The organism is Paenibacillus sp. HGF5 (assembly GCF_000204455.1).
In the GTDB taxonomy this organism is placed as follows: domain Bacteria; phylum Bacillota; class Bacilli; order Paenibacillales; family Paenibacillaceae; genus Paenibacillus_AQ; species Paenibacillus_AQ lautus_A.
In genome coordinates this window covers 21,795-47,727 of the sequence record NZ_AEXS01000143.1, presented here as the reverse complement: position 1 = coordinate 47,727, position 25,933 = coordinate 21,795, and the positions used below count along the sequence as shown (strand labels likewise).

The window sequence follows — 25,933 nt, the reverse complement described above, 5'->3', positions numbered from 1 at the left end:
CGGGCCCATTTATTAGTTGCTTCTAATCGTCTTCGTTTTGGGCCAATGCCGACCGCTCTTGCGGCAGCAGCGTTATTCTTAGCCAACTGCACGGGATCGTCAATCGATTCCCGGTGAAGTCTATGGTAAGACAGCGGATCCGGTCCGACTGGTTTCTTCTAATTAATAGAAACGCCTCGGTTCTATGAAACTTGGTAAAAGGTAATCTTTGATCGTCGGCCTCCTGTGGCTGGTCAGCATGAAATGGCCCATGCAGGAGGTTATATTTGTTTAAAACCGTTTTATATCGTCCAGAAGCTTCGATAACCGCCGTACTTATGCTATAATGTGCTGAAACCAATAGTGATAAAGGATGGTAATGCTTAATGATCAGTACAAGCGGCGTAACGCTCCGCTATGGCAAACGAGCACTATTTGAAGATGTCAATATAAAATTCACCCCGGGCAACTGCTACGGCCTCATCGGCGCTAACGGGGCGGGTAAGTCTACATTTCTAAAAATCCTCTCCGGCGAGATTGAACCGAACTCAGGCGAGGTTCATATGACTCCCAACGAACGGATGGCGGTTCTGAAGCAGAACCACTATGAATATGACCAATATCCGGTTCTGGAGACGGTCATCATGGGTCATGCCAGACTGTATACCATCATGAAGGAGAAGGATGCGCTGTATGCAAAAGCCGACTTTTCCGAAGAGGACGGCATGCGTGCGGGTGAGCTGGAAGGCGAATTCGCCGAGCTGAACGGATGGGATGCCGAGCCGGATGCGGCTGCGCTCCTGATCGGCCTCGGTATTCCGCGTGAGCTGCACGACAAGAAAATGTCGGAGCTGAGCGGCAACGAGAAGGTCCGCGTTCTTTTGGCCCAAGCCTTGTTCGGCCGGCCGCATAACCTGCTGCTCGATGAGCCTACCAACCACTTGGACCTCGAATCGATTCAGTGGCTCGAGAACTTCCTGATGGATTATGAAGGCACCGTTATCGTGGTATCCCATGACCGTCACTTCCTGAACAAGGTATGTACGCATATTGCGGATATCGATTTCGGCAAAATCCAGCTGTATGTCGGCAACTACGACTTCTGGTATGAATCCAGCCAGCTGGCCCTCGCGCTCCAGCGCGAATCCAACAAGAAGAAGGAAGAGAAGATCAAGGAGCTTCAAGCCTTCATTCAGCGCTTCTCCGCGAATGCTTCGAAATCGAAGCAAGCGACGTCCCGGAAGAAGCAGCTCGATAAAATTACGCTGGACGATATCCGTCCATCCAACCGTAAATATCCGTTCCTCAACTTCAAGCCTGAACGCGAAGCCGGCAAACAATTGCTGACCGTGGACAGCCTGACGAAGAGCGTGGAAGGCGAGAAACTGCTGGACAACGTGAGTTTTGTTGTGAATAAAGGGGACAAAATTGCGTTTGTCGGGCCAAACGGCTTGCCGAAAACGACCTTGTTCCAGGTCATCACCGGCGAAACCGAAGCGGAAGCCGGCGAATACAGCTGGGGCGTAACCACGACCCAAGCGTATTTCCCGAAAGACAATTCGGCTTATTTCGACGGAGTCGACCTGAATCTCGTGGAATGGCTGCGCCAATATTCCAAGGATCAGGACGAGACGTTCCTGCGCGGATTCCTTGGCCGCATGCTGTTCTCAGGGGAGGAAGCGTTGAAGAAAGCCAGCGTATTGTCCGGAGGCGAGAAGGTTCGCTGCATGCTGGCCAAAATGATGCTGAACGGCGCGAACGTGCTGATCTTCGATGAGCCGACGAACCACTTGGATCTGGAGTCCATCACGGCGCTCAACAACGGCTTGATCGATTTTGACGGAACCATCTTGTTCACCTCGCATGACCATCAGTTCATTCAGACGATTGCGAACCGGATTATCGAGATTACGCCTAACGGCATCATCGACCGCAGCATGAGTTATGACGAGTATCTGGAGAGTGAAGAGATCAAGGGGCTTCGCGAAAGCATGTACCCGGTTGAAGTTTAAAGAAATTAAGCAGCGGGATGATGGCGACAAGCTGTCATCCCGCCTTCTTATTCAATAAAAATGCTGCACCTCCCGGGTATGGGAGGTGCAGCATTTTTTGGCGTGCGTTACGGATCGGTTCTTTACGAACCGCCGGTACGACGACGCTGGTTGTTTGGTTTTTTGTTATTTTGGCTTTTCATTTTTTGCGCTGAACCGGCTTGGAATTGTCCCGGCTTGTTCGCGGATGTATTTTGCTGTTTCTTTTGTTCCAGCTTTTGCTTGATCGCATCAGCCAAATTCACTTTGCGTGGCTCATTATTCTCGGGCATAGGAATCACCCTCCTCTTCGTGTTCGCTTGTCCTCATTTTATTCGTTTTTAAATCGTCCGGCAAGGGTAACAATGATTAATACCATTTTCTACGTCCATGGTTCTTTGACCGAAGCAATTATGTTTCCCTAGACCCACACGAATGACCTTTGCTAGGATTAAATATGGATAATGATGGATATCGCTTAAAGCCTGCACGGAGCAAGCAAAGGAGAGACGTATATAGTGAATGCCTATGATAACATCAAACAAGGGGAGCGCGGGGCCTGGATCAGCATTGCGGCATACCTCGTGCTGTCATCGTTTAAAATATTCTGTGGATATTTGTTTGCATCCAGTGCTTTGCTCGCCGACGGTTTTAACAACCTGACGGATATCGTGGCATCGCTCGCCGTATTGATCGGGCTGCGAATTTCCCAGAAGCCGCCGGATTCCGATCATGCATACGGGCACTTGAGGGCGGAGACGATCGCGGCGCTGGTGGCCTCCTTCATCATGGCTGTCGTGGGCATCCAGGTGCTGGTCGAAGCCGTCCGTTCTTTTTTTGAAGGCTCCAAGGAAGTGCCGAATGTATGGTCTGCCGGCGTGGCCGGCATCTGTGCCGTTGCGATGCTGGGCGTATATCGTTACAATCGGAACCTTGCGCGGCGCATCGATAACCAGGCGCTGATGGCAGCGGCCAAGGATAACTTGTCCGATGCGCTCGTCAGCGTTGGGGCCGCTGTGGGCATCATCGGCGCACAATTCGGCCTGCCCTGGCTGGATACCGTGGCGGCTGTAGTGGTTGGCGTCATTATTTGCAAAACGGCTTGGGAAATATTCAGGGATTGTACCTATAGCCTCACGGATGGCTTTGATGAAAACCGTTTGTCTGATTTGCGCAGCACGATTGCCCGTACGCCCGGTGTCGAGGGAATCAAGGATATGAAAGCCCGAATCCACGGCAATCATGTACTGGTGGATGTCGTTATCGAGGTAGACCCGGATATCAGCGTTTTGGAGGGCCATCAGATCAGTGACCGCATCGAGGAGCAGATGGAGAAGATTCACAATATTATGAGCGTCCATATTCATGTGGAGCCTAAGGGATCCTCCTAAGGGATACCGAATGTGCAGGTATACAAATGGCAGGCCAAGATTCTCTTGACCTGCCATTTAACATGCCGGGGTACATGAAGGATCATGAAGCCCGATAGCCATACACGATTACTCTACATAAATCCAAGCTTTACCGAGCCATGTATATACTTCAACCCATTCCCCGCCAAGCATGACATCGTAACGATTGCCGGTTGTGTCGAGCTTTTGCGGAGCCAAGGCACCAAGCTTTTCGCCGTTTGGAGCGTTGTAGAAGTAAGTTTTGCTTGTAAGCTCAATCATCGGCGTCGGTACGATCACGACTTCTTCAGGTTTGATGATCGGGTCTTCCACCGAGATCGGAGCCGGTCCTGAAGTGTTGGATACCGTACCGTTAATCGGATCCGCGCTTGCTACGGCGGTTAGAGACAGGGTGAGTGCTAGGGCTGCAGTAATGCTTAGTGTTTTTTTCATGGAATAATTCCTCCTTGGGACCGAAGTAATATTTGACAATATCGTAATAACCACCATTTGGATGTTTTGAACCAAGAAAGTTGGGTACAATTCTCAAATCGTGACAAGTTTCCAGGATTCCTATATACTTTGGGGATGGGAAAAGCCCTGTTCCAGCAGGGAAATCCTTAGGGAGGAGGGATCTTTGGATTTGGTACGCCGAAAGAAACGAACCGGGCGATTCCTATTGGGAATACTTGTCTTGTTGCTTGTGATCATCGGTGCGGCAGTCTGGTTTGTTTATCCTACGCAATCCCTGGACATGCGCTATCGATCCGTTGATTTCAAGGACAAATTGATGACCATGGTGTCGAACCGGGATACCCGCATGAAACTAAGCACCGAGGAAGTCGGGGAACTCAGCAAGAAGAACATGGTAAAATATATGAGCACGCATGACCTTGGCGTCGATATAACCGGTGCCGATTTCGCAATGAACGGTACCACCATGTCAGCCAGCATGAACGGTAAATGGGGAATCGTTCCTTTTGGTGCCGTTCTGCGCTTTCAGATGTCAGCCGAGGGAAGCTATCTTCACTTGACGCATGAATCGACAACGATTCGTGGCGTTGAGATTCCGCTGAATGTGTTCCGGCTTGAGCCCATTCAAATTTCGCTGAAGGACTATTTGCCCGATTTGGTAACCGTGAAGAATGTTAAGTTTCTATCCGATGGCCTGGAATTGAACTTTACGATGGATTGGATGTCGATTCCTTCGCTGTTTAAGTAAAGCAAGAGAATCGGCTAAAGACTCAGACAAGGAAACGACGTCTGGGTCTTTTTGCATTTTCTTTCATGAGACGGCATTATTTTCAGAAAATAATTATGAAAAAAATATATATGTAAACATTGACACTGAAATAATCCCCTACTATAATCAGTAAATGTTTAGAAATAAATGTTTTAGTACTAAAGTATTTAGAGGCGAAGGAGAGGGTGTCTCTATTGAAGGAGTGCTGGACCATTAAAGGAGTGTAAAAAATACATGTCCATGCGGAATGAAATTCTGGAGTTGGAGATGCTATTTAAGAAGATGCTTCGGACTGTGCAGAATGAATGGCAGAAGGAGGGGTTCCCTAAACTGGGGAGAACCCAGTACACCGCCTTGGAGAAGCTCCACGAACAGGGTGCTTTGAGATTGTCTGACTTGGCGGATTCCATTCATGTGACGTGCGGTGCGGTCACGGGCATATCCGATAAATTGATCGAAGGCGGATTCGCGCGCCGCGTAAGGGATACAACCGACCGCAGGGTCATCCATCTGGAGATTACGCCGCTCGGGCGGGAGCTGATCGAGCAGTTGGCCAATAAACGCGCTGAGCTTAGCGGTTTGTTATATGGTTTTCTAACAGATGAAGAGGTTAAACAGTTGAGTTCCCTGTACCGCAAAATTTTGACGAATGTTGAGTATATCCAAGGTCAGCTGTCCACATAGAACAAACATGCTATTGATATAAACGAACTTACTTAGAAAGAGAGTGAAAGCTTCCGATGAATACCCATACTGCTGCTCGTCCCGGCGAGCCTGTCAAGAAAGGCCCCATCATTGCCGCATTAATGATTGGCGCTTTTGTCGCCATTCTTAACCAGACTTTGATGAATGTTGCTCTGCCGAGCATCATGGAAAATTTAAGCATCAAACCGACGGTAGCCCAGTGGCTGACCACAGGCTTTATGCTGGTGAACGGGGTGCTGATTCCCGTTACCGCCTACCTGATTGCGCGATTCTCGACCAGGCAGCTGTTCATCAGCGCCATGACGCTGTTTACGATCGGCACCTTGCTGTGTGCCATCAGCCCTAACTTTGCATTTCTTCTAACCGGACGCCTCGTTCAGGCAGCGGGTGCAGGAATTCTCATGCCGCTTATGACTGTCGTATTTCTGAACATTTTCCCTATAGAGAACCGCGGTAAAGCCATGGGGATGATGGGGATCGCCATGATTTTTGCTCCTGCGATCGGACCTACGCTTTCCGGATATATCGTGGAGCATTACGATTGGCGGGTGCTGTTCTACATGATCCTGCCTTTCTCCGTTATCGCTACGTTAATCGGGGTCTTCTTCCTTAAAAACGTGACCGAGGTCAGCCGGCCCAAGCTGGACATGATCGCCATCATTTTGTCTACCCTGGGCTTCGGCGGCTTGCTCTACGGCTTCAGTGACGCCGGGAACGACGGCTGGTCCAGCACGCCGGTTGTGACGACCCTTGCGGTCGGCACGGTTGCCCTCATCCTGTTTGTATGGCGGGAAATGAAGGCCGACAATCCGATGCTGGAATTCCGTATATTTAAGTACAACATGTTTACGTTAACGACCTTGATCAATGTCATCGTCACGATGGCGATGTATGCCGGGATGATCCTGCTGCCGATTTATCTGCAGCAGATTCGCGGGTTTACGCCGGTGGAATCCGGTCTGCTCATGCTTCCCGGCGCTATTCTGATGGGAATTATGTCACCCATCACGGGCGCGATATTCGATAAGGTTGGCGCAAAATGGCTGGCTGTTATCGGTCTGGCGATTACGGTCATTACGACGTGGGAGTTCAGTAATCTGACCGAAACGATGTCTTACGGCCAGATCATGATTATCTATACGGCCCGCATGTTCGGTATGTCGATGCTCATGATGCCGATTCAGACCGCGGGACTGAATCAGCTGCCGCGGAGCTTGAACGCCCATGGTACGGCGATGTCGAATACACTCCGCATGGTTTCCGGCTCGATCGGAACCGCGATTCTCGTTACCGTCATGTCCACCCAGGCGGAGAGCCGAGGAGAAGCCTTGATGCAGTCGGGGGTGTTCGATCCGAAGAATCAGGCCGACCTGCTTAAGCTGGGCAACGAAGCAACGATTTATGGCATTAACTATGCCTTTGTTATTGCCACCTGGATCAGCGTGGTTTCCTTGATTCTGGCTTTCTTCATCAAGAAGACGAAGCCGGCGGAAGAGCCGAAGGCAGCCGGAAGCCGGGAGGCTGCAGCAACGCACGCTTAAGCCGCCTCAAATTCAAGCACGCCATAAAAAGGGTGTCCCATCCGTTTAACAACGGAGGGACACCCTTTTCATGTTCCTAAGTGTATATTCAATGCACGGGCTTTAACAACACGTGACGCCGTCACATACTTCGTCTGCGTCCGGTAAAGAGAGAGATCACAAACAGGACAACGAAGACGAAGAACAGAACCTTCGCGATACTGGCTGCAGCCTCAACGATGCCGAAGAAGCCGAAGATCCCTGCAATCAGTGCAACCACCAGAAAAATTACGGACCATTTTAACATCATATTCACCCTGCTTTCTTCATCGATTTTATTGGATATATGGCATGTCAACGCATGCTGCTCCAAGTAAGGAGCTCTTATCCAATTTGAAGATCGGTAGGGGCCATCGGCGTTGCCGCAGCGCCCTTCGTAGTGTTCTTTAACCGGGGCGGCAGAGGATGAAACAAGCTGGAGAACAGTGGCATGGATGGCAAGGAACCCTTTGTTTCGTGAGGTGGGGGATAGGGTAACTATTGCGTATCCGAAACCAAACATAACTTGAAAGTGAGGGACAACGTATGCTAACTCAAATCAGTGTTGCCATTATTGCCGTGGCATTTGCGGTTCTCGTATTCTTCTTGATCAAGACATTGAAGGCAGCCACGCAATCGCTCGAAAAGGTAACACAAACGCTTCAGGAAGTACAAAAGACGGTCGACGAATTGAGTTATGAAGTGAAGCAGACCATTCGAAATACGAACGATATTACGGTGGATGTTCAGCATAAGATGAAACAAATTGATCCGGTTATGGATACCGTCAAAAACCTGGGAGAAGCTTTAAGCGAAGTCACTTATGCGGTGAAGCAAGTATCTTCCGGCATGGTTAGCCGCTTTAAGCAATCCCGGATAGAGCAGAAGAAAGAGCAGCCCGCCCGCATGGAAGTGCCTTTGACGGCACAAGATCGCACGTTCCAGTCGTATGACGCCGTTTATCAGAAGACGGAAGCGGAAGAAAAATCCCGCAGCCGGAATTGGCTGTCCTACGTGGACACGGCAGTTGGCCTGTGGAACAGTTTCCGTCGTCAAAAAGCCAGATAACAGGGCTTAACCAAGCCAGGGTAGTGCACGGCAAGATGATGAAAGGAGGAGGTCGCATGTGGAATGTCGCACTGTTGATGGTCGGGCTCATGGTTTACTCCGGAGGTGGAGGTGCTGCGGCAGTGCAGCAGCCTGCTGCCGAGATATGGCAACCGCCTGTAGTTCATGCCGCTGCGGATGTTGGACAAGCACACACCGGCGACAACTCTTCAGAGGGCTACGGGACGTTAAACGGGATATCGCTTGCGGATACCAAGCGTGATATCGTCCACAAGCTGGGAACGCCTGCACGAATCGAGCAGGACAGCCTGAGCGGAACCACTAAGCTTCTTTATAAAGATATGGAGGTTGGAGTCCGCAACGGCTACACGGAATATGTTCATGTCAAGCCCTCTGCCGAATCCTTTCAGGTTGAAGGCCAGCATATAGGCATGTCAACCGATCATGTCCGGGCATCCCTGGGTAGACCGTATTTTAAGGCGGAGGACGGAGATGTATACCTTGAGAACCATCATGCGCTTAAGGTATACATTGACCGGGATACCGGTGAAATCGAAGGCGTCGATTTATTTTTCGATTATAGCGAATAAATTTGTTTCAACCTTGAGGATTACGGTTAATAACCAATGGACTATAACCTAAATTGAGGTTTAACACTATTAGGGGAGGTTTTCACAATGGAATTCACCAATACGAAGTCATATGCCAAAGTCGTGGAAAACGGGACGCAAGCGGTTCAGGAGGTTCAGAATCTTCGGCAGTCCGGTTACGATCTGGATCACATTTATGTATTGGCCCATGATTCGGACAAGACGAGCCGGATTGTGGAAGCAGCCGATGCCAATAACGTAGGCATTAAGGAAGAAGGCGTGTTTGATGCCCTGGCGAATCTGTTTCGGTCCCGCGGGGATGAGCTGCGTGCCAAGATCGTATCGCTTGGCTTTACCGAAGCCGAGGCGGGATTTTACGAGAAACAATTGGACCTTGGCAAAGTGCTCGTGATTGCTAAGAAGGATTGAGGAAGCATTGAATTTTCAGCCTGGCGCTGATTCGACATAGGGGTTATAGGACTTAAAACATAGATAAGGAATGAGACTATTGACGTCTCATTCCTTATCTATGTTTTAAAAGAATGTTCCATATATCTATTAAAAGTGGAAGATTCAAGCTTGAGAACCTTTTTCTATGGCAAATGATCATAGGGTTATTATAGTATAATAGTAGGAAAAGGATTTCTGCCGCATAAGCCGTAACGTTAAAGGAGAGGGCAATGAGAATATTAATCGTAGATGACAATCCGACTAACGTCATTATTATTCGAGAAATCTTGAAGAAGGAAAATTATCACAATACGCTATCTGCATCTTCAGCCCTGGAAATGCTGGAACACCTGGGAATCGGCGATCGCAGCCAAGATCCGAATCCCCGTAGGGCGGATATCGATTTGGTGCTGCTCGATATGATGATGCCTGAGATGGATGGAATAGAAGCTTGCCGTATTGTTCAGCAATACGAGCATTTGAAAGATATACCGATCATTATGGTCACCGCCGTCGGAGATTCGAAGAAGCTGGCGGAAGCGCTGGATGCCGGCGCCGTCGATTACGTCACGAAACCGATCAACAAGGTGGAGCTGATGGCACGGATACGCCTCGCGCTTCGGTTGAAGCAAGAGAAAGACTGGCATATTGAAAGGGAACAGCGGGTCCAGGCGGAATTGAAGCTTGCGGCCATGGTTCAGAATGCCGTGTTAAGCTCGCCCATCGAAGATGAACAGCTGGAGATTCATGCGCTGTACCAGCCCTCGGCAGAGCTTGCGGGAGATTTGTATGCATGGTTTCCGCTAGGCGACGGCCGATATGGCGTGATTCTGCTGGATATGATGGGACACGGGATTACTTCGTCCCTGTTTTGCATGTTCATCGCTTCGGTGCTGAAGGATACGGTCACGACTTATGTCGAACCGGAGAAGGTGGTTCAGGAATTGAATCGCAGATTCAATCAGTTGAACCTGGGCGAACAGCTGATTCAGTACTATTTTACGGCCATCTATCTTGTCGTGGACACTCGTTTGAAGCGGGTGGACTATGTCAACGCAGGACATCCCCCGGCCCTGTTCTTCAAGGAGGACGGCGAAGTCATGACGCTGGATCAAGGCTGCTGCCCGGTTGGCTTGTTCGACCGGATCGAGGACATGGAGCCAAGAAGCTTTCAGTATGAAGGCGAAGGTCATTTGGTTATGTATACGGATGGCCTGCTCGAACTGGTAGAGGGCGGGCATGACGAGAAGCTGGATCATCTGAAGACGCATTTGGGCGGCCCTCACCATTGGAGAGAAGACGAAATGAAGGAACAGTATTTTGTGGATGATCCATCGCAGGAGCGAGAGGACGATAAATGCCTGGTTTGGATATCTCTTAAAAAAGGAGAGGAAACCAATCAATGAAGCTTAAGAGCAAGTTAGTCATTGGTTTTACAACATTACTGGCGCTTATGCTGGTTTTGACCCTGATCGGGTACGACCGGATCAGTTACATGAACAACCAGATGGACCAAATCTTTCAGGAGCGCTACCAGAAGGTGCGAAACTCCAGCGGCATGCGCGGAGAAGTCAACAATATGGCGCGCGAACTTACGAATATGATCCTGAGCAACGATCCGTCTACGTATACGGTGTCCAAACAGGAAATCGAGACGATGACGGCGCAGGCGGAGGAGTATTTTAGGGCCATCAAGGAAAGCGTAAATACCGCAGAGGAACAGCAATTGCTGGTCCGGATCGAGCGTGCGGTTAACGAATATATCGTGTATCAGAACAAGACGCTGGAATTGCTCTCTACCAGCGACGCAGATGGGGCCAACGCACTCCGTAATTCTACCGGGCAATCGGTCCAGGAGGAGATGCTGATCAGCCTGAACGAGCTTAGCAGCTACGAGAATCAGAAGATCAACGATGATATAGCCGCAGCGAAAGCCGCTTACGACCGCTCCGTGCAAATGTTCATCTACATCATGGCCGGTGGGCTTCTTATCGGAATGCTGGTCATTCTATGGATTCTCCCAAGCATTACCCGGGGCATCAACGTGGTCTCCATGATGCTGAAGAGCTTCGGCGAAGGCAGGCTGAAGGCCATCCGCCGTATCAAGGTTACTTCGAAGGACGAGTTTGGGGACGTAGCTCGAGTATTCAAAGACTTGTCCGAAGACATCATCGAGAAGCAGCGCATCGAGGAAACGTATCTCCAAGCGCAGCGTGATCAATCCTGGCTGAACTCGAATATGGCCAGAGTCACCGAGCTGCTGGAAGGAATCAATTCCCTGGAAGAGGTCGGCCAGCGGTTCATCAGCGAATTCACGCCGATCTTGGGAGCTCATTACGGAGCCATCTATATCCGTCAGGAAGACAAACATCCGAACAAATTGGAGATGAAGGGCTCCTATGCCCATGAAGGCGGAGAAGAGCCGAAGGTTGCCTTCATGATCGGGGAAGGGCTTGTAGGCCAGGCGGCGCTCGATAAGAAGCCGGTCGTCCTGAAAGGCGCTCCGGAGGGCTATATGAATGTGGAATCCGCGTGGGGTTCATCGAAGCCGGTGTCCATCATGATCTACCCGCTTCTGTTCGAGAATGAAGTGCTGGGCGTCGTCGAGTTGGCTTCGTTCGAGGAAACGACAACTTTGCAGGAACAGCTGATGTCTCAGCTAAGCCAGTCCCTCGGCATCATTCTGAACAATATCACAGGCCGACTGCGGGTCGAGCAACTGCTGCGCGAATCGCAAGCCATGACCGAAGAGCTTCAGGTTCAGTCGGAAGAGCTGCAGACGCAGCAGGAAGAGCTTCGCCGTACCAACGAGAATCTGGAGGAGCAGACCAATGCCCTCAAGCGTTCCGAGGATCTGCTGCAGCGCCAGCAGGAAGAGCTGGAGCATTACAATACCGAGCTTGTTGCCAAGACGCGTGCGCTTGAGGAGCAAGTGCAGGAAGTGGAAGAGAAGAACGATGAAATCGAGAAGGCGCGAATGCAGCTCGAGCAGCAAGCGAAGCAGCTCTCGATTACAACCAAATACAAGTCGGAGTTCATGGCGAACATGTCCCACGAATTGCGCACCCCTCTTAACAGCCTGCTGATATTGTCGCAGCTGTTGTCCGAGAACAAGGATGGGAATCTGAGCTCCAAGCAGATTGAATATGCACAGACGATTTACATGTCGGGCTCCGACCTGCTCAAAATGATCGATGAAATTCTCGACTTATCGAAAGTGGACGCCGGGAAAATGGAAATCAACTATGAAGACGTCCAGCTTCCGGATATCGAAGCCTTCGTGGAGCAGAATTTCGCAGCGGTGGCATCGCGCAAGCATATCAATTTGGGCGTGCGCATTGAAGAGGAACTCCCGCAAAGCATCGTGACGGACAGTCATCGCGTGAAGCAAATTCTGCGCAACCTGTTATCGAATGCTTTCAAGTTTACGAATAGCGGCTCTGTCGAGTTGCTTGTAGAGAAGGCAGACAAGGACAAGCTTCCGGTTTACCTGAATGCGGAATCGGACTATGTGTCCTTCGCTGTCAAAGATACCGGAATCGGCATTCCGGCAGACAAAACGGATCTGATCTTTGAAGCCTTCCAGCAGGTGGACGGTACCACCAGCCGGAAATACGGAGGGACCGGGCTTGGACTTTCCATCAGCCGCGAGCTTTCCCGCCTGCTGGGCGGGGGCATTACGGTGGAATCGGAGGAAGGCAAAGGAAGCTGCTTCACCCTTTTCCTGCCGGCAAGCCATCCAGAAGTGGCAGACGGTGCGAAGGAAGCGGCCGCAGCGATGGAGGCACCGCCGGAGAGCTCTCTGATCGTACCGAAAGCCAAGATGGTTACTAAAGAGGTTCAGCCTGCCATACAGGTAGACGATGATCGCAACCAGCTCGGGCCGACAGATAAAGTACTGCTCATCATTGAGGATGACGTGAAGTTTGCCAGAATCCTGCTGGATATGGCCAGAGGCCGCGGCTTCAAGGCTTTGGTCGCACTGCAGGGTGATATCGGACTGGAGATGGCCAAGTCGTACAGACCGGATGCCATCATTCTGGATATCCAGCTCCCGGTTATCGACGGCTGGTCCGTCATGGGCGAGCTGAAGAGCTCTGCGGTTACCCGCCATATTCCGGTGCATGTCATCTCCGTTGTGGATGAAGTGAAGCAAGGCTTAATGATGGGAGCGATCGCTTACCTGAAGAAGCCTTCAAGCCGGGAAGCGCTGGAGGACGCGTTTACGCATATCCAATCCTATGCGGAAAAATCGATGAAACATCTCTTGATTGTCGAGGATGACGATATTCAGCGGAATTCCATTATCGAATTGATCGGTCATGACGATGTGTCGATTACGGCGGCATCCACGGGCGCCGAGGCGCTCAGCGAGCTGCGTAAGCAGCGCTATGATTGCATGGTGCTTGATCTGATGCTGACGGATATGACAGGCTTTGAACTGCTTGACCAGATTCGCGATGACGAGAACCTGGTGGATCTGCCTATTATTATTTACACCGGCAAGGATTTGGATTCGAAGGAAGAGATGCAGCTTCGCAAATATGCGGAGTCGATCATCATTAAGGACGTGAAGTCACCGGAACGGCTATTGGATGAAACGACGCTGTTCCTGCATCGGGTTGAGGCCGATTTGCCGGAGGATAAACGTAAAATCCTGCAGAAGCTGCACAACAAGGAAGAACTGTTTGAAGGCAAGAAAATTCTGCTTGTGGATGACGATATCCGCAACGTGTTTGCCCTCTCCAGCGTGCTGGAAGGATACAATATGGAAGTGACCTTTGCCGAGAACGGCCGGGAAGCGATCGAGCTCCTTCAGCAGAATCCGGATTTCGATCTGGTGTTAATGGATATGATGATGCCGGAGATGGACGGTTATGAGGCGATGCGCCGTTTACGCGAAATGCCGGAATTCGACAAATTGCCGATTATTGCCCTGACGGCCAAAGCCATGAAAGAGGACCGCGCGAAATGCATTGAAGCGGGTGCTTCCGATTATATGAAGAAGCCGATTCAGACAGAGCAACTTCTTTCCCTAATGAGGGTTTGGTTGTATTCGTAAGCCGCTTTAGTGGGTAAAGTACAAGTAGCAAATAAACACTCGGAAAGCGGTGCAAGCGTAATGTCATCTAGTGACCATATGGAATCAGAACAACTGTTGTTGACAGAGAATAGCGAGCGTGAACTGGAACAGATCGAGATCGAACTTCTTTTGGATGGCATTCATCGATTCTATGGTTACGATTTTCGAAATTACGCCATTCCTTCGTTGAGGCGGAGAATCTGGCATCATGTTCATGCAGAGGGTGTTTCCACGATTTCTGCCCTCCAAGACAAAGTACTGCACGACCGTTCATGTTTTGAGCGGCTCATATATAATTTGTCGATTCCTGTTACCGAAATGTTCAGGGATCCGAAACTATTCCTGACATTCAGGCAGTCGGTGGTTCCATTGCTTCGTACGTATCCGTATATACGGATTTGGCATGCAGGCTGCTCAACCGGAGAAGAAGTGTATTCCATGGCCATTTTGCTTCATGAAGAGGGGTTGTATGAAAAATCCCGGATTTATGCGACGGACATGAATTCGCGTTCGCTCCAGCAGGCCAAGGAAGGCGTATTCGATATCAAACGCATGAAGCAATATACGAAGAATTACTTGGAGGCGGGCGGTACCCGCTCGTTCTCCGAATACTATACCGCGAAGTACAACTCGGTTATTTTTCAGCCGTTCTTGAAGAAAAACATGATATTTGCCGAGCACAATTTGGCAACGGACCGTTCCTTTAACGAGTTTAACGTGATTTTTTGCCGGAATGTCATGATTTATTTTAATGACCAGCTGCGAGATCACGTGCACGGATTGTTTCACGAGAGTCTAAGCCATTTCGGTATTCTCGTCCTGGGCGCCAAAGAGTCCATACACTTTACGAATTATAGCGAAGCTTATGAGACACTGGACCGCGTCGAGAAAATTTATCGAAAGATTAAATAGAAGTTTTGTAGGAGGATCTCATGGGGTTTCACGAACCGATTCATATTCTGTTGGTAGATGACCGCCCTGAAAACTTACTTGCACTCGAAGCTGTTCTGGACAGCGAACAATACACGCTCATTAAAGCTACTTCAGGCGAAGAGGCTTTGCGATATCTCTTGAAGTATGATTTTGCCGTGATTGTTCTTGATGTCCAAATGCCCGGCATGGACGGCATTGAAACGGCAAGGCTGATCAAGGCGAGAGACAAGACGAAGGATATTCCGATAATATTCATTTCCGCAAACAGCAAGGACGCGGAGCATCTTTTTGCGGGATACTCCGCCGGTGCAATCGACTATATGGTTAAACCCTTCATCCCTCAAATCTTGAAATCCAAGATCGAGGGTTTTGTCGATATGTATCGGACCAATAACAGGCTGAAGATCCAGTCCGCGCAATTACACCAGAAGACTCAGGAACTGGAAAAGATTAATCAAGAGCTAGTGCTGGCCAAGGAAGAAGCCGAGATTGCCGCCAAAGCCAAAACCGAGTTTCTGGCGATGATGAGTCATGAGATCCGAACGCCGATGAATGGCGTCATCGGGATGATTGATTTGCTGATGGACAGCGAGCTTCAGGATGAACAGCGTGAATATGCCACGATTATCCGCAACAGTGCGGATGCCTTGGTTAACATCATTAATGACATTTTGGATTTCTCCAAGATGGAATCCGGCAAAATGGAGCTGGAGGAATATCCGTTTGATCTTAAGTCCTGCGTTCAGGAAGTGTTTGGTTTGTTCTCCGGAGAAGCCTCCAAGAAAAACCTGGAGCTTACGTATTTTATCGAGGATCAAATCCCTTCGATGGTATTCGGCGATATGGGGCGCCTTCGTCAAGTGTTGGTGAATTTGGTATCCAATGCCGTGAAATTTACGAATGAGGGCGGCGTGTATTTGGTTGTTTCGCTTGCCAAGGCCGAAGAGAATCGATTAACGCTTGAATTCACGGTAAAAGATACGGGAATCGGTATCTCATCGAAGAAGCTTGACCGGCTGTTCAAGCCGTTCTCTCAACTGGATTCCTCGATGACCCGACGCTACGGCGGAACAGGTCTGGGGCTAGCGATCTGTAAATCGCTTGTGCAGATGATGGGCGGAGAGATTGAGGTTGACTCCAAAGAAGGGGAGGGAGCCACCTTCGTATTCACGATCTGCGTTCACACGCATGAGGAGGAGCATCCTCGGCTCCGGGAAGAGGAACATTCGGGCAAATATCGGGTGCACGGGGGAAGACAGCCGAACATTCTGATCGTGGACGACCATCCGATTAATCGAAAGCTGATGGAGAGCATGCTTGAAAAGATGGGAATGAATGCGGATATGGCAGAAGACGGCAGGCAGGCCGTCGAGATGGCTGCCGGGCCTAAGGCTTACGACATGATCTTTATGGATTTGCAAATGCCGGTCATGGACGGTTTGGAGGCCGCTCGCCTCATCCGCCAGATGAAGCCGGAAGCGGACGCTCCCGTACTCGTTGCGATGACAGCCAATGTGATGGACGGGATTCAGAAGCGCTGCTTTGATGCCGGCATGAATGAATATATCAGTAAACCGGTCAAAATCAGCTGTGTAAAGCACCTGATATCCCGTTATATGCCGGTAGAGCCGGACGGGTGGGACATCAGCCCAAGCCAAGTTCGAATCATCAACGGCTAGTGAATGAATCGTTTTCCATATATTAGCGCGTCTTTATCCCTCGTTAACCTGTTTCAACAAGCGAGATAACGGGTTATGTAAAGGGAAAACAAATGATTGGGAGAGAGTGTCTATGAATACAAAAACGAATGATAAGTTCAATGCCAAGACCCAAATGAACGAGGGCGTATGCACGGTATTTTTGAGCGGTGAACTTGATCTGTCCGTCGCTCCGGATTTTCGATTGGTAATGGAGCCTCTTGTCGGCAATTCCGAAGTAGACTTGATCGTCAACATGAAGGACATGACATATATTGATAGTACGGGCATTGGTATTCTTCTGTCGATACTGAAAGCCAGACATGGCATGGAAGCACGCTTTGCAGTTGAGGAAGTTCCGCCGCAAATTCAAAAGCTGTTCGATATGACGGGTATTGCGAAGTTCTTTCAGTCGTAAGAAGAATTCCCAATAGGAAAGGATCGAAAAGAATGAATTCAGATGTACAAAGAATAACACTTAATTTGCCTGCCAGTGCTGAATACGTGGATATTGTAAGATTGAATCTATACGGGATAGCTTCCAAGATGGGCTTTTCCTATGAAGAGATCGAAGATATGAAGGTTGCGGTGTCGGAGGCCTGTAACAACTCGGTTTTATATGCTTATAGCCAGGAAGGCGGAATGGTAGAGGTTTTATTTCAAGTGACCGGCGAGTCGCTATCCATTACGGTCAGAGACGAAGGGGAGAGTTTCGACAGTGTGGGGGCGGTTGGCAATCGTACACTTCATGATAAAGATCTCAGCGAGGTCCAAATCGGAGGACTTGGCTTCTACCTGATGGAGGCGCTTATGGACGAGGTGAGCGTGACAAACCAGGCTGGAAAGGGAACCGAGGTTACGCTGACGAAGCGGCTCGCAAGAAGTGAGGAGCCAGTATGAGTGATAAGGCGACTCCCCAAGAGTCCAGGGATGAAGCAGTGCATTTAATAGAACAGTATCAGCAGACGAAGGATAACGATATCGCAACGGTGCTGATTAAAAAATATGAACCGATGGTCAAGATGGCAGCAGGCAAAATTGCCCGGAATCGGCCCGATCTGTATGAGGATTTATATCAGGTTGGCCAAATGGCATTAATCCGTTTGCTTCAGCAATACGACATTAGCCTGGGGATTCCGTTTGAGCCCTATGCCATGAAGAGTATGATCGGGCATATGAAAAACTTCCTTCGCGATAAATCGTGGTACATTCAAGTGCCAAGACGAATCAAGGAGAAGGGGGCCTTGGTCCAGCAAGCGATTGATGAACTAATGGTGAAGCTTGAACGATCCCCTGATGTGAATGAGATTGCATCCTACCTGGATCTTTCCGTGGAGGAAACCGTTGAAGTGTTGGCGGGAAGGGAATGCTATCATTATGTATCATTGGATTCCCCATTGTCTCAGGAAGAAACCGGGGCCACGCTTGGAGAACTGATCAGTTCGGACGTGAACGACTTTGATTCCGTCGAGAAGCGGATGGATCTTCAACAGGCGATGAGCCAGCTGAAGGAGCAAGAGCAGAAGGTGCTGCTGCTGGCATTTCAGGAGGGGCAGTCCCAGCGAGCGATCGCTCAAAGGTTAGGCGTGTCGCAAATGAGTGTCTCGCGTATCCAGAAGCGGGCAACGGAAAAACTGAAGCAGATCATGTCCAATTCTTCGTATTGATATGGACAAGCTTCGTAGAGACAGACGTATAGCAACATAAGGCACGCTTCCTCCATCACGGGAATGCGTGCCTTTTTTGAAACCTAATATCCGTATTTATCGAAGGGAGTGGCAAGGAAATCATGCTTGGGCCGGATACGACAGAAGGTCAGGATGTTTATGATTATGCAGGGGGGTGGCAATGGCACGATGTCCGAACCGAGAACTGGCAATCCTCCTGGATCGGCGAACTTCGGTCACGCTATCCTTATACAGCTGAATGGTTTAATCTGGCAGCGTCGTTAAAGGACCGGAATTACTTATCCGTTCGTTTCAAGGATGGGGTGGAGCCGGTCATTATGGGGTCCATGCTTTATAAGGTCACGAATGAACACGAGCATCATAAGGCGGAACAGTTCTATTTCTATGTGGATGCTCATGTGCTGATCACCATTAATTTGGATGAGCATACCCGCAGCGTGATGGTCAAGGCCGATAGAGCCTCGATGCTTCATCAATGCGAGCGGCCCGTAGACGGCATGTTTGTATTGGCCCGGGCCATTCTGCATTATTACCATGCAGGAATGGATCAATTCGAACATAACCTGCGCCTCGTCGAAAAGGATATGCGTACACGCAACCGAAGATCTTTAATGGATAACATTCTCTCGTCGAGGTTTGAGCTGCTGGAATGGAGCAACCTGTTTATTCCTTTTCAGGAGCTGATCGCTGCGGCGAAGGAAGGATATCACGGCGAGCTGGATGCCAGCCGCTCGTTCCAACAGCTCCTGCATCGAGTAGAAAGAATGGAAAGGCTGATTTATCACTATGAGCGCGAAATCGATACGCTGGTATCCATCGATGATGCAATCTCGGCGTTCCGCGGTAATGAAATCATGAAGACCTTGACCATCTTTACGGTCGTATTCACACCGGCAACCGTGATCGGAGCCGTATGGGGCATGAATTTCGAGAACTTGCCCGGCATTAAGACGTTCTGGGGCTTCACGGCAGTCATCGGCTTCACCTTGCTCTGGACCGGAGGGATGTACCTTTGGATGCGTGCAAAGGGATGGACGGGGGACCTGCTTCAAGTAAAGTCCAAAAACAGGAATATTTGAGTGCGAAGAACGCTTGCAGAAGAATTGCAGCCATAACCATCACAATCGCCCGGTAACCGTTAAAGGTACCGGGCTTGTTCAGGTAATAGAGACGAATTAGGATTTGGATTGTTCAATATATCCCTGCAGGTTCGAGATGAAATCCCCTATCATCGGCACATTGACAAAGAAGCTGAGAATATAACCCAGAAGACCCAGCACGAGAGCCGTGCCAAGGGTTAAGCCCAACCCCCGGGCCAAGCCGGCAGTGAGGTTGGCAATGATGCGTTTTTTGGGATTCATGTAATTATCGATCATGTCCTTCATTTCGGACTTCTCCAGCGTGGCGGCGATTTTGTCCAGTCGCGTGTTCAATTTCTTCACTTCGTGCCTAAGCTCAAAGGGATGCTCCTGGACCTCATCCGCCTCTATGGAGTGTCTTTCCCTGGATGATTCGGATTGCCCACGTTGTTCCTCGTTTCGTGTCGAACGACTGCCGCTTCGGGTTGAGAAGCCGGAGCCGCCATGATATGGGTTTGCTTTACTCATGAAATATCCCCGCTTTCCAGGCAGATGCGCCGTTTCATTTCACTTCGGAATCCATACAATGCTGATAAGACAACGTGCCGGATTTGGCATAAAAATAGCCAGCTGCGTCAGCTGGCTATTCGTGACCCTACGAATTAATAATTCGTTGTCGTTTTCATTTCACGGCTGACTTCGGAAGAGGTGTCCATCGCTTTATCCTTCACATCTTTGGAAGCACTTGAAACCTCGCTCGACACGTCTGCCGATGCTTCCTTGACGCTGGACATAATGCTTTGGCGGCCTTCATTCACGGTGGCCATGACATCGGAGGCTTTGCTGCCCACCGTTTTTGCCAGTTCAGAAGCTTTATCGCCTACGGTATAAGCGACTTCTTTGGTTTTATCCGACACCATGCTCAGCTTCTCGGATAAATCCCCGCGAAGCTCGCGGCCTGGCTTTGGAGCGAACAACAGAGCTGCCGCCGCCCCGACCAAGGCACCGATAAAAGCACCTTTGAAGAATGTGGAACCGCTTTGTACTGGATATTCTTGTTCTGCGTTATTCATAACTTTCACTCCTTTTAGTTAATATAAAAATGAATATAAACACGAGGATCAGGCTGTGCGTCTAAACAACTTGGCAACAAGACCGAGCAGGAATACAAAGATGGCCGTACCGATGATTGCGGGCACAATGGCAAATCCGCCTATGACAGGACCCCATGCTCCGAAGAGCCACGGTCCGAGCCATGCGCCTATGAAACCTGCGATCATGGAACCGATAAGTCCGCCCGGCATTTCATGACCAACCAGCGCATCCCCGATTATCCCGATGATGATTGCCATCACGATGCTGATGATGATTCCCCACATACGATCGCCTCCTTTTTCAGAGCAATGTGTTTCGAGTGGGCTTGCTTATCTCGTAATTAAACGCAAGGCCACACCATGAAACAGGAGACGTGCAAAACGGGAGATAAATGGAATGTCCGTCCTCTATGGAACGTATTCTGCTGTCAATTGCCGTTTTTTGTACTATACTGAATACAGATTTGCAATCATTCTCGAATAAGCGTGATCTCGGGGAGATGCAAGCATACAGGCTTCTCAAGGCATCATACGTTACAGACGGTATATAGAAGGAGTTATTCAACATGGACACTGTATTGGTGAAGGAATATCGGGCGGACATATTGGAGTGCGTCCACAATGGACATATATGCATTGTGAATGAACAAGGTAAGGTCGAGGCTTATGCGGGAGATCCGGATTATGTCGCATTTACGCGTTCTTCGGCCAAGCCGATGCAGGCGATTCCTTCCATTCGCGGCGGGCTGGCGGATCATTACGGACTGTCCGATGAGGAAATTGCGATCATGACGGCCTCGCATCGTGCGGAGCAGGCTCATGTGGAAGTATTGGAGCGGTTTGCACGCAAGGCGGGCATCAGCGAAACTCACATGGTGTGCGCATCCAGCTGGCCGCTGGACGAAGGAAGCAAAGAAACACTTCTGCGAGGCGGCGGCGATAAAAGTAAATGGTACCATAATTGCTCCGGCAAGCATTATGGCATGCTGGCCTACTGCCAGATGGCGGGATATCCGCTGACGGGATACGATCAGCCGGAACATCCGCTGCAGCAGGAGATCCTTCGGACGGTCGCCTATTTGGCTGGATTGGCTCCGGGCGATGTTAAACTGGGAACCGATGGATGCGGCTTGCCGGTATTCGCCATGCCGCTCCGCGCTTTGGCAACAGCCTACATGAAGCTTGCATGCCCGGACCTTATAGAGGACGAGCCGACGCGAAAGGCAGTCATTCGAATCACGAAGGCCATGCATGCAGCGCCTTATATGGTGGCGGGTAAACATAAAGTGGATACCCTTCTTCTGGAAGATCCTAATATTGTGGCCAAGGGCGGCTTCAAGGGAGTGTACTGTTTCGGCCTTAAGAAGGAGCGGCTCGGCATCTCTTTCAAAATTTCGGACGGCTCCGAGGAAGAATGGGGCTGGATCGCGGAGTCCATATTGGAACAGATCGGCTACGGCAGCAAAGCGACCATCGAACGGCTGAAAGCTGCATATCCTAAGGATTTATATAATGATGAGGGTCTTCGAGTAGGCAGGGTAGAAACCGGATTTAAGCTGCTCCACGCTTAAGGGCGACTGATTAGACCGGAAACCGCCGGGGTATTGAATAGTAAAAAAGGCGGAGGTGACCGGCCATGATTAAAATCATGACGGCAGCGGAAAGACATACTACCCATGAAGACGGTATTCATAGCGAATTCAGCTTTTCTTTTGGTGATTATACAGACCCGCATAACGAGCACTTTGGAAGCCTTCTGGCGCATAATGAATACGTGCTCCAACCGATGGAGGGGTTTGATCGCAGGTTTCATCATGATTTGGTGATTGTGCATTTGGTGCTGGAAGGCACGTTGACGTATGAGGATGATACAGGGAAGCTCATGGAGCTTACGCCCGGTACGATTCATGTCGTGAATACAGGCTCCGGCGTGTACCATGCCGAGAGGAACGCCTCATCTTCGGAGGACGTACGCTATCTGGAAATGTGGTTTCTCCCTGCGGAGCCGGGCCTTGAGACCAGTCACCATCAAAGCAATTTCACAAAAGAACAGCAATTGAACCAGATGCTTCCGATCATCGGTTCAGGCAATGGTGAGTCGAGCCTGCCCCAGTCGCTGGATGTTGTGATGTACAGCAGCATACTGGAGACCGGACAAGAACTGACGTACAGTCTGGCCGGGGATCGTAGAATGCATCTATACGTCATAAGCGGTGATGTCGAAATATCATCGGAAGACGGCGTATTCGATATTAAGGCGGGCGATGCGGCAAGGATACAGCGTCGTCATGAGCTGACCTTCCGGGGGAACTCCAGTGAGGGAAGCTCGGAAATGGTCCTTATCGATATGCCATAACGTAAACAGAAAGCCCCGGGACTTGCGAGATTCGCAAGTACCCGGGGCTTTTGTGATGACAAAAGCGCTTCTTAAGAATACACTCAACGTTCGTGAAGATACCGTCCTACTGGTTTCCGCGGAGCTGTCCAAGCTCGGATACAACGGCTTCCACTTCCGAAATACTAAGATTCTGTTTATTCATGACCATATCGTACAGATCATAAATATCGTCATATTGGTTAACCGAGAAGGCAGAGGCCTGCATGGCAGCGCCTGTAGCCATCCGTAGCTTCGTTTTAATCTGTTCGATCATATACTCGACATTGGCTTGGGATTTTTTACTCAAATCCATGGAATAACACCATCCTCTCTTAGGCGGATTTACGATTTTCATCCCTGTATTGTAACATGTTAGCGTGCGGCTCGACCAATGTTTTTGCCATCGGAGAGGAAGATAGGTTAAAATCAGAAAAAACGCTTCACGTCAGCGATGCGAATCATCGAACCATTTAATCAAGGAGGTCCGTCATGAGCGAACAAGCCGGCAAGACGCCAAGCGTGCATGCTGCCAAAGCCAAGATGTCGGGCCATGAACTGGCCGATTTTTTTCGGGGGATTTCGCAGCGCCATGCGCTGGGCAGCATCGTATTTTTATGTATTGGCACCGACCGTTCCACAGGTGACGCGCTCGGTCCATTGACTGGAAGCCGGCTTGTGGAATACGGTTTTCCGCAGGTGATCGGCACGCTGCCCGAGCCATGTGATGCTTTCAATCTTGAGGCAAAGCTTCAAGGCATACCCGAGGATCAGGTGGTTATTGCCATTGATGCTTGCTTGGGACAATCCTCTTCCGTCGGTTATTTCTTTGCAAGCGAAGGTCCGCTGACGCCGGCCCAATCCGTCGGCGGGAAGCTGCCGGCAGTGGGAGACTACAGCGTGGCAGCGGTCGTGAACGTTCATGGACCGAAGCCGTATTGGACCCTCCAAGTGACGTCCCTTTACCAGGTCATGGGAATGGCGGAGCAGATAGCGAAGCAAGCCGCGGCGGCCTTTGGCCTTAGGCCGTAAGACACGCGTTTCAACCGGGGTTGTTTTTGTTTAATAATAGTTCATTCTTTATAAAATAATGGGTGTCTATCCTAGGGCATCGCTGAATAGAAAGAAGGGTATCGCTATGGAAAAAGTACAATGCAACGGCAGCACGATTTGCTACGTGGATCAGGGACAAGGTGAGCCGGTCATTTTGCTTCACGGTTTCTGCGGAAGCTCCGCCTATTGGGAACAGGTACTGCCATATCTTCAAGGCTTCAGAGTCATTGTACCGGATCTCCGGGGGCACGGGCGGTCCGATGCACCGATGGGATCGTATACCATCGAACAAATGGCGGATGATGTCCTGCTATTGATGGATGAGCTCGATATTCCGAAGGCGGCGTTGCTCGGTCATTCCCTCGGAGGATATATAGCGCTCTCCTTCGCCCAGCGCTACGCTTCTCGATTGAACGGCTTTGGCTTGATCCATTCTACGGGCTATCCGGATTCGGATGAAGCGAAGGAGAAACGGGTGAAAGCGGTCAGCACCATCCAAGGGGAGGGCATTACGGCTTTTGTTGACGGATTGGTGCCGGGCCTGTTTGCTCCGGATACGAAGGAAACCAAGCCGGAATGCATTCAGCGGGCGAAGGAGATCGGTTACCTTACGCCGCCGCAAGGAGCGATAGGTGCGGCGCTGGCCATGCGTGAGCGGCCGGACCGGCGAGATGTGCTATCGGCATCCACGCTGCCGATCCTGCTTGTAGCAGGAGAGAAGGACGGCTTGATTCCGGCGGAGCGCACCTTTACCACAGACCATGACAACGTAACCCGGATCGTGATCGAAGGCGCGGGTCATATGAGTATGATGGAGACGCCCGAGAAGCTCGGCGAAGTCATTTCCGCTTTCATGGGACGGCTGGAGCAAGAATAAATCCATATCGTTTATAATAAACGGATACTCCTATTGCGGGGTATCCGTTTATTGCATTCTGGGCTGCAGTTGCAGTGGACCCTCCATCGCTTCCGGACCCCGCCTTGAACAAGCGTGAACGGGCAGGAAGGCGGCTACTGGAATTCTGCTCCCGGATAGCCTACAATTTAATCGTGATCCGGATTGGGGATAGACCCGGCATGAATGCACCTGCGGGGGATTCACCGAAGCTGCCGGGCATGCCGGTCCTAGTTTCCTTGGCAGCGGGAATTACCGGAAGGTTAAAGATGAGGTCAACAATTCGCTGCATCCGGCACGGATGCAGGTTGGGGGCGAGTGCATGTTTCGCAGGGATTATCTTGTGCGGCTTATTGAGGATATGACACAGATGATAGCCAAAGTGTTTTCGCTCAAGCAGGAGCGCAAGCACACCGAGGCTTTATGGGAGCTGGATGAGCTTTTTAAACGGCAGTTCCGGCTAAATTCAGGGTTGCTTCGCTCCTTGTCCGCAGCCGATATCGAGCAGCTCTTTCGTAATCATGGTTATCTGGAAGCGGACAAGCTGCAGAGTGCCGCTAGGCTGATGGAAGAGGAAGCATCGCTGCTGCTCGAGCTTGAGCGCGAAGAAGAAGCCGTTATGCTCTATACCAAGGTCTTTCAGTTATATTTGAAGTCAGCCCTGCAAGGGGCGGATCCGAAACTGATCGGGTTGACGGAACGAATCGGTCTGGTGAAAGAACGTTTAAGGGCTTACGCGTGGCCCGAAACGGCGATGCTGGATTATTATGCGTATACGGAGCAGCAGGGGATGTTCGCGGAAGCGGAGAATACCCTGTACCAACTGCTGGATAGCGGTAAGATCGAATATAACGAAGCCGTAAGGTTCTATCAAAGATTGCAGCAGAAACGGCCCGAGGATTTGGCAAAAGGCGGGCTTCCGCTGGAGGAAGTCGAGGAAGGAATGGACGAGCTCCACCGCCGTTTTTCGCATGCGGCGGTGGACGGAGATAAACCGATTCCCGGCCTCGATTAACCTGTCT

Annotated in this window: 28 protein-coding genes; 21 read left to right on the top strand and 7 right to left on the bottom strand. The window is 50.3% G+C overall.

The features are described 5' to 3' along the window. Positions 1-365 precede the first annotated feature (365 nt). A complete protein-coding gene (locus tag HMPREF9412_RS22560; protein WP_009594043.1) occupies positions 366-1,991 on the top strand; it encodes an ABC-F family ATP-binding cassette domain-containing protein in 1,626 nt (541 codons plus the stop codon). A gap of 122 nt (positions 1,992-2,113) precedes the next feature. On the opposite strand, the gene HMPREF9412_RS22555 is transcribed toward HMPREF9412_RS22560, so the two are convergent. Then, complete coding sequence (locus HMPREF9412_RS22555; protein ID WP_009594046.1) at positions 2,114-2,302, bottom strand: hypothetical protein; 189 nt, start codon at positions 2,300-2,302, stop codon at positions 2,114-2,116. Positions 2,303-2,524: 222 nt separating this feature from the next. On the opposite strand from HMPREF9412_RS22555, the gene HMPREF9412_RS22550 reads away from it, so the two are divergent. After that, a complete protein-coding gene (locus tag HMPREF9412_RS22550; protein ID WP_036673142.1) occupies positions 2,525-3,400 on the top strand; it encodes a cation diffusion facilitator family transporter in 876 nt (291 codons plus the stop codon). A 108-nt stretch (positions 3,401-3,508) separates the two neighbouring features. Here HMPREF9412_RS22550 and HMPREF9412_RS22545 read toward each other — a convergent pair whose 3' ends face one another. Beyond that, the gene (locus HMPREF9412_RS22545) at positions 3,509-3,853 is read right to left on the bottom strand and encodes a hypothetical protein (RefSeq protein ID WP_009594133.1); all 345 of its coding nucleotides are present in this window, start codon (positions 3,851-3,853) and stop codon (positions 3,509-3,511) included. Between the two features lie 184 nt (positions 3,854-4,037). Here HMPREF9412_RS22545 and HMPREF9412_RS22540 point away from each other — a divergent pair, with 184 nt between their 5' ends. The 3 genes from HMPREF9412_RS22540 to HMPREF9412_RS22530 all read left to right on the top strand — a co-directional run bounded on the left by HMPREF9412_RS22540 (position 4,038) and on the right by HMPREF9412_RS22530 (position 6,889). Next, positions 4,038-4,622 carry a hypothetical protein gene (locus HMPREF9412_RS22540; protein WP_009594047.1) on the top strand — a complete coding sequence of 195 codons (585 nt, stop codon included), beginning with the start codon at positions 4,038-4,040 and terminating at the stop codon, positions 4,620-4,622. Between the two features lie 255 nt (positions 4,623-4,877). Next, the gene (locus tag HMPREF9412_RS22535; protein ID WP_009594042.1) at positions 4,878-5,327 is read left to right on the top strand and encodes a MarR family transcriptional regulator; all 450 of its coding nucleotides are present in this window, start codon (positions 4,878-4,880) and stop codon (positions 5,325-5,327) included. Positions 5,328-5,383: 56 nt separating this feature from the next. After that, positions 5,384-6,889: a DHA2 family efflux MFS transporter permease subunit gene (locus HMPREF9412_RS22530; protein ID WP_009594045.1), complete on the top strand. Its 1,506-nt coding sequence runs from the start codon at positions 5,384-5,386 to the stop codon at positions 6,887-6,889. A 121-nt stretch (positions 6,890-7,010) separates the two neighbouring features. Here HMPREF9412_RS22530 and HMPREF9412_RS22525 read toward each other — a convergent pair whose 3' ends face one another. Then, a complete protein-coding gene (locus HMPREF9412_RS22525) occupies positions 7,011-7,175 on the bottom strand; it encodes a DUF1328 domain-containing protein (RefSeq protein WP_036663891.1) in 165 nt (54 codons plus the stop codon). A 278-nt stretch (positions 7,176-7,453) separates the two neighbouring features. Between HMPREF9412_RS22525 and HMPREF9412_RS22520 the strand changes: the two genes are divergently transcribed. From HMPREF9412_RS22520 to HMPREF9412_RS22470, 11 genes are all read left to right on the top strand, one after another. Then, positions 7,454-7,975, top strand: coding sequence for a DUF948 domain-containing protein (locus HMPREF9412_RS22520; RefSeq protein WP_009594084.1), 522 nt, complete (start codon positions 7,454-7,456; stop codon positions 7,973-7,975). Between the two features lie 56 nt (positions 7,976-8,031). Continuing rightward, positions 8,032-8,565 (top strand): hypothetical protein, encoded by a 534-nt coding sequence (locus HMPREF9412_RS22515; RefSeq protein WP_009594102.1) that lies wholly within the window; start codon positions 8,032-8,034, stop codon positions 8,563-8,565. 87 nt (positions 8,566-8,652) lie between these two features. Continuing rightward, a complete protein-coding gene (locus tag HMPREF9412_RS22510; protein ID WP_009594092.1) occupies positions 8,653-8,994 on the top strand; it encodes a general stress protein in 342 nt (113 codons plus the stop codon). A gap of 251 nt (positions 8,995-9,245) precedes the next feature. After that, positions 9,246-10,421 carry a PP2C family protein-serine/threonine phosphatase gene (locus HMPREF9412_RS22505; RefSeq protein ID WP_009594119.1) on the top strand — a complete coding sequence of 392 codons (1,176 nt, stop codon included), beginning with the start codon at positions 9,246-9,248 and terminating at the stop codon, positions 10,419-10,421. Then, the gene (locus HMPREF9412_RS22500) at positions 10,418-14,077 is read left to right on the top strand and encodes a response regulator (RefSeq protein WP_009594103.1); all 3,660 of its coding nucleotides are present in this window, start codon (positions 10,418-10,420) and stop codon (positions 14,075-14,077) included. Before HMPREF9412_RS22505 ends, HMPREF9412_RS22500 begins: the two co-directional genes overlap by 4 nt. Positions 14,078-14,155: 78 nt before the next feature. Continuing rightward, positions 14,156-15,010, top strand: coding sequence for a CheR family methyltransferase (locus HMPREF9412_RS22495; RefSeq protein ID WP_015737480.1), 855 nt, complete (start codon positions 14,156-14,158; stop codon positions 15,008-15,010). A 20-nt stretch (positions 15,011-15,030) separates the two neighbouring features. Beyond that, entirely contained in the window at positions 15,031-16,710 is a 1,680-nt protein-coding gene (locus HMPREF9412_RS22490; protein ID WP_009594095.1) for a response regulator, read from the top strand. A gap of 112 nt (positions 16,711-16,822) precedes the next feature. Further along, positions 16,823-17,146, top strand: coding sequence for an STAS domain-containing protein (locus HMPREF9412_RS22485; RefSeq protein WP_009594079.1), 324 nt, complete (start codon positions 16,823-16,825; stop codon positions 17,144-17,146). A gap of 32 nt (positions 17,147-17,178) precedes the next feature. Then, positions 17,179-17,628 (top strand): anti-sigma B factor RsbW, encoded by a 450-nt coding sequence (gene rsbW, locus HMPREF9412_RS22480; protein ID WP_009594118.1) that lies wholly within the window; start codon positions 17,179-17,181, stop codon positions 17,626-17,628. Continuing rightward, on the top strand, positions 17,625-18,395 hold the full coding sequence (locus HMPREF9412_RS22475) for a sigma-70 family RNA polymerase sigma factor (protein WP_009594120.1): 771 nt from the start codon (positions 17,625-17,627) through the stop codon (positions 18,393-18,395). The genes rsbW and HMPREF9412_RS22475 overlap by 4 nt, the downstream gene beginning before the upstream one ends. A gap of 122 nt (positions 18,396-18,517) precedes the next feature. Further along, entirely contained in the window at positions 18,518-19,495 is a 978-nt protein-coding gene (locus HMPREF9412_RS22470) for a magnesium transporter CorA family protein (protein WP_009594132.1), read from the top strand. Positions 19,496-19,591: 96 nt separating this feature from the next. Here HMPREF9412_RS22470 and HMPREF9412_RS22465 read toward each other — a convergent pair whose 3' ends face one another. From HMPREF9412_RS22465 to HMPREF9412_RS22455, 3 genes are all read right to left on the bottom strand, one after another. After that, complete coding sequence (locus HMPREF9412_RS22465; protein ID WP_036673137.1) at positions 19,592-20,023, bottom strand: DUF5665 domain-containing protein; 432 nt, start codon at positions 20,021-20,023, stop codon at positions 19,592-19,594. 134 nt (positions 20,024-20,157) lie between these two features. After that, positions 20,158-20,568, bottom strand: a complete 411-nt coding sequence (locus HMPREF9412_RS22460; protein WP_009594054.1) for a YtxH domain-containing protein — start codon at positions 20,566-20,568, stop codon at positions 20,158-20,160. Positions 20,569-20,616: 48 nt separating this feature from the next. Next, positions 20,617-20,874, bottom strand: coding sequence for a GlsB/YeaQ/YmgE family stress response membrane protein (locus HMPREF9412_RS22455; protein ID WP_009594073.1), 258 nt, complete (start codon positions 20,872-20,874; stop codon positions 20,617-20,619). Between the two features lie 281 nt (positions 20,875-21,155). On the opposite strand from HMPREF9412_RS22455, the gene HMPREF9412_RS22450 reads away from it, so the two are divergent. Together HMPREF9412_RS22450 and HMPREF9412_RS22445 are read left to right on the top strand one after the other, a co-directional pair. Further along, positions 21,156-22,160, top strand: a complete 1,005-nt coding sequence (locus HMPREF9412_RS22450; protein WP_009594097.1) for an asparaginase — start codon at positions 21,156-21,158, stop codon at positions 22,158-22,160. A gap of 65 nt (positions 22,161-22,225) precedes the next feature. After that, positions 22,226-22,945: a pirin family protein gene (locus tag HMPREF9412_RS22445; protein WP_009594116.1), complete on the top strand. Its 720-nt coding sequence runs from the start codon at positions 22,226-22,228 to the stop codon at positions 22,943-22,945. 106 nt (positions 22,946-23,051) lie between these two features. Here HMPREF9412_RS22445 and HMPREF9412_RS22440 read toward each other — a convergent pair whose 3' ends face one another. Next, the gene (locus tag HMPREF9412_RS22440) at positions 23,052-23,279 is read right to left on the bottom strand and encodes a DUF1128 domain-containing protein (protein WP_009594048.1); all 228 of its coding nucleotides are present in this window, start codon (positions 23,277-23,279) and stop codon (positions 23,052-23,054) included. A gap of 176 nt (positions 23,280-23,455) precedes the next feature. Here HMPREF9412_RS22440 and yyaC point away from each other — a divergent pair, with 176 nt between their 5' ends. The 3 genes from yyaC to HMPREF9412_RS22425 all read left to right on the top strand — a co-directional run bounded on the left by yyaC (position 23,456) and on the right by HMPREF9412_RS22425 (position 25,926). After that, entirely contained in the window at positions 23,456-23,995 is a 540-nt protein-coding gene (gene yyaC / locus HMPREF9412_RS22435) for a spore protease YyaC (protein ID WP_009594134.1), read from the top strand. Between the two features lie 106 nt (positions 23,996-24,101). After that, positions 24,102-24,893, top strand: a complete 792-nt coding sequence (locus HMPREF9412_RS22430; protein WP_009594101.1) for an alpha/beta fold hydrolase — start codon at positions 24,102-24,104, stop codon at positions 24,891-24,893. Positions 24,894-25,233: 340 nt separating this feature from the next. Next, on the top strand, positions 25,234-25,926 hold the full coding sequence (locus tag HMPREF9412_RS22425; protein WP_009594126.1) for a DUF6483 family protein: 693 nt from the start codon (positions 25,234-25,236) through the stop codon (positions 25,924-25,926). Positions 25,927-25,933: the final 7 nt, after the last annotated feature.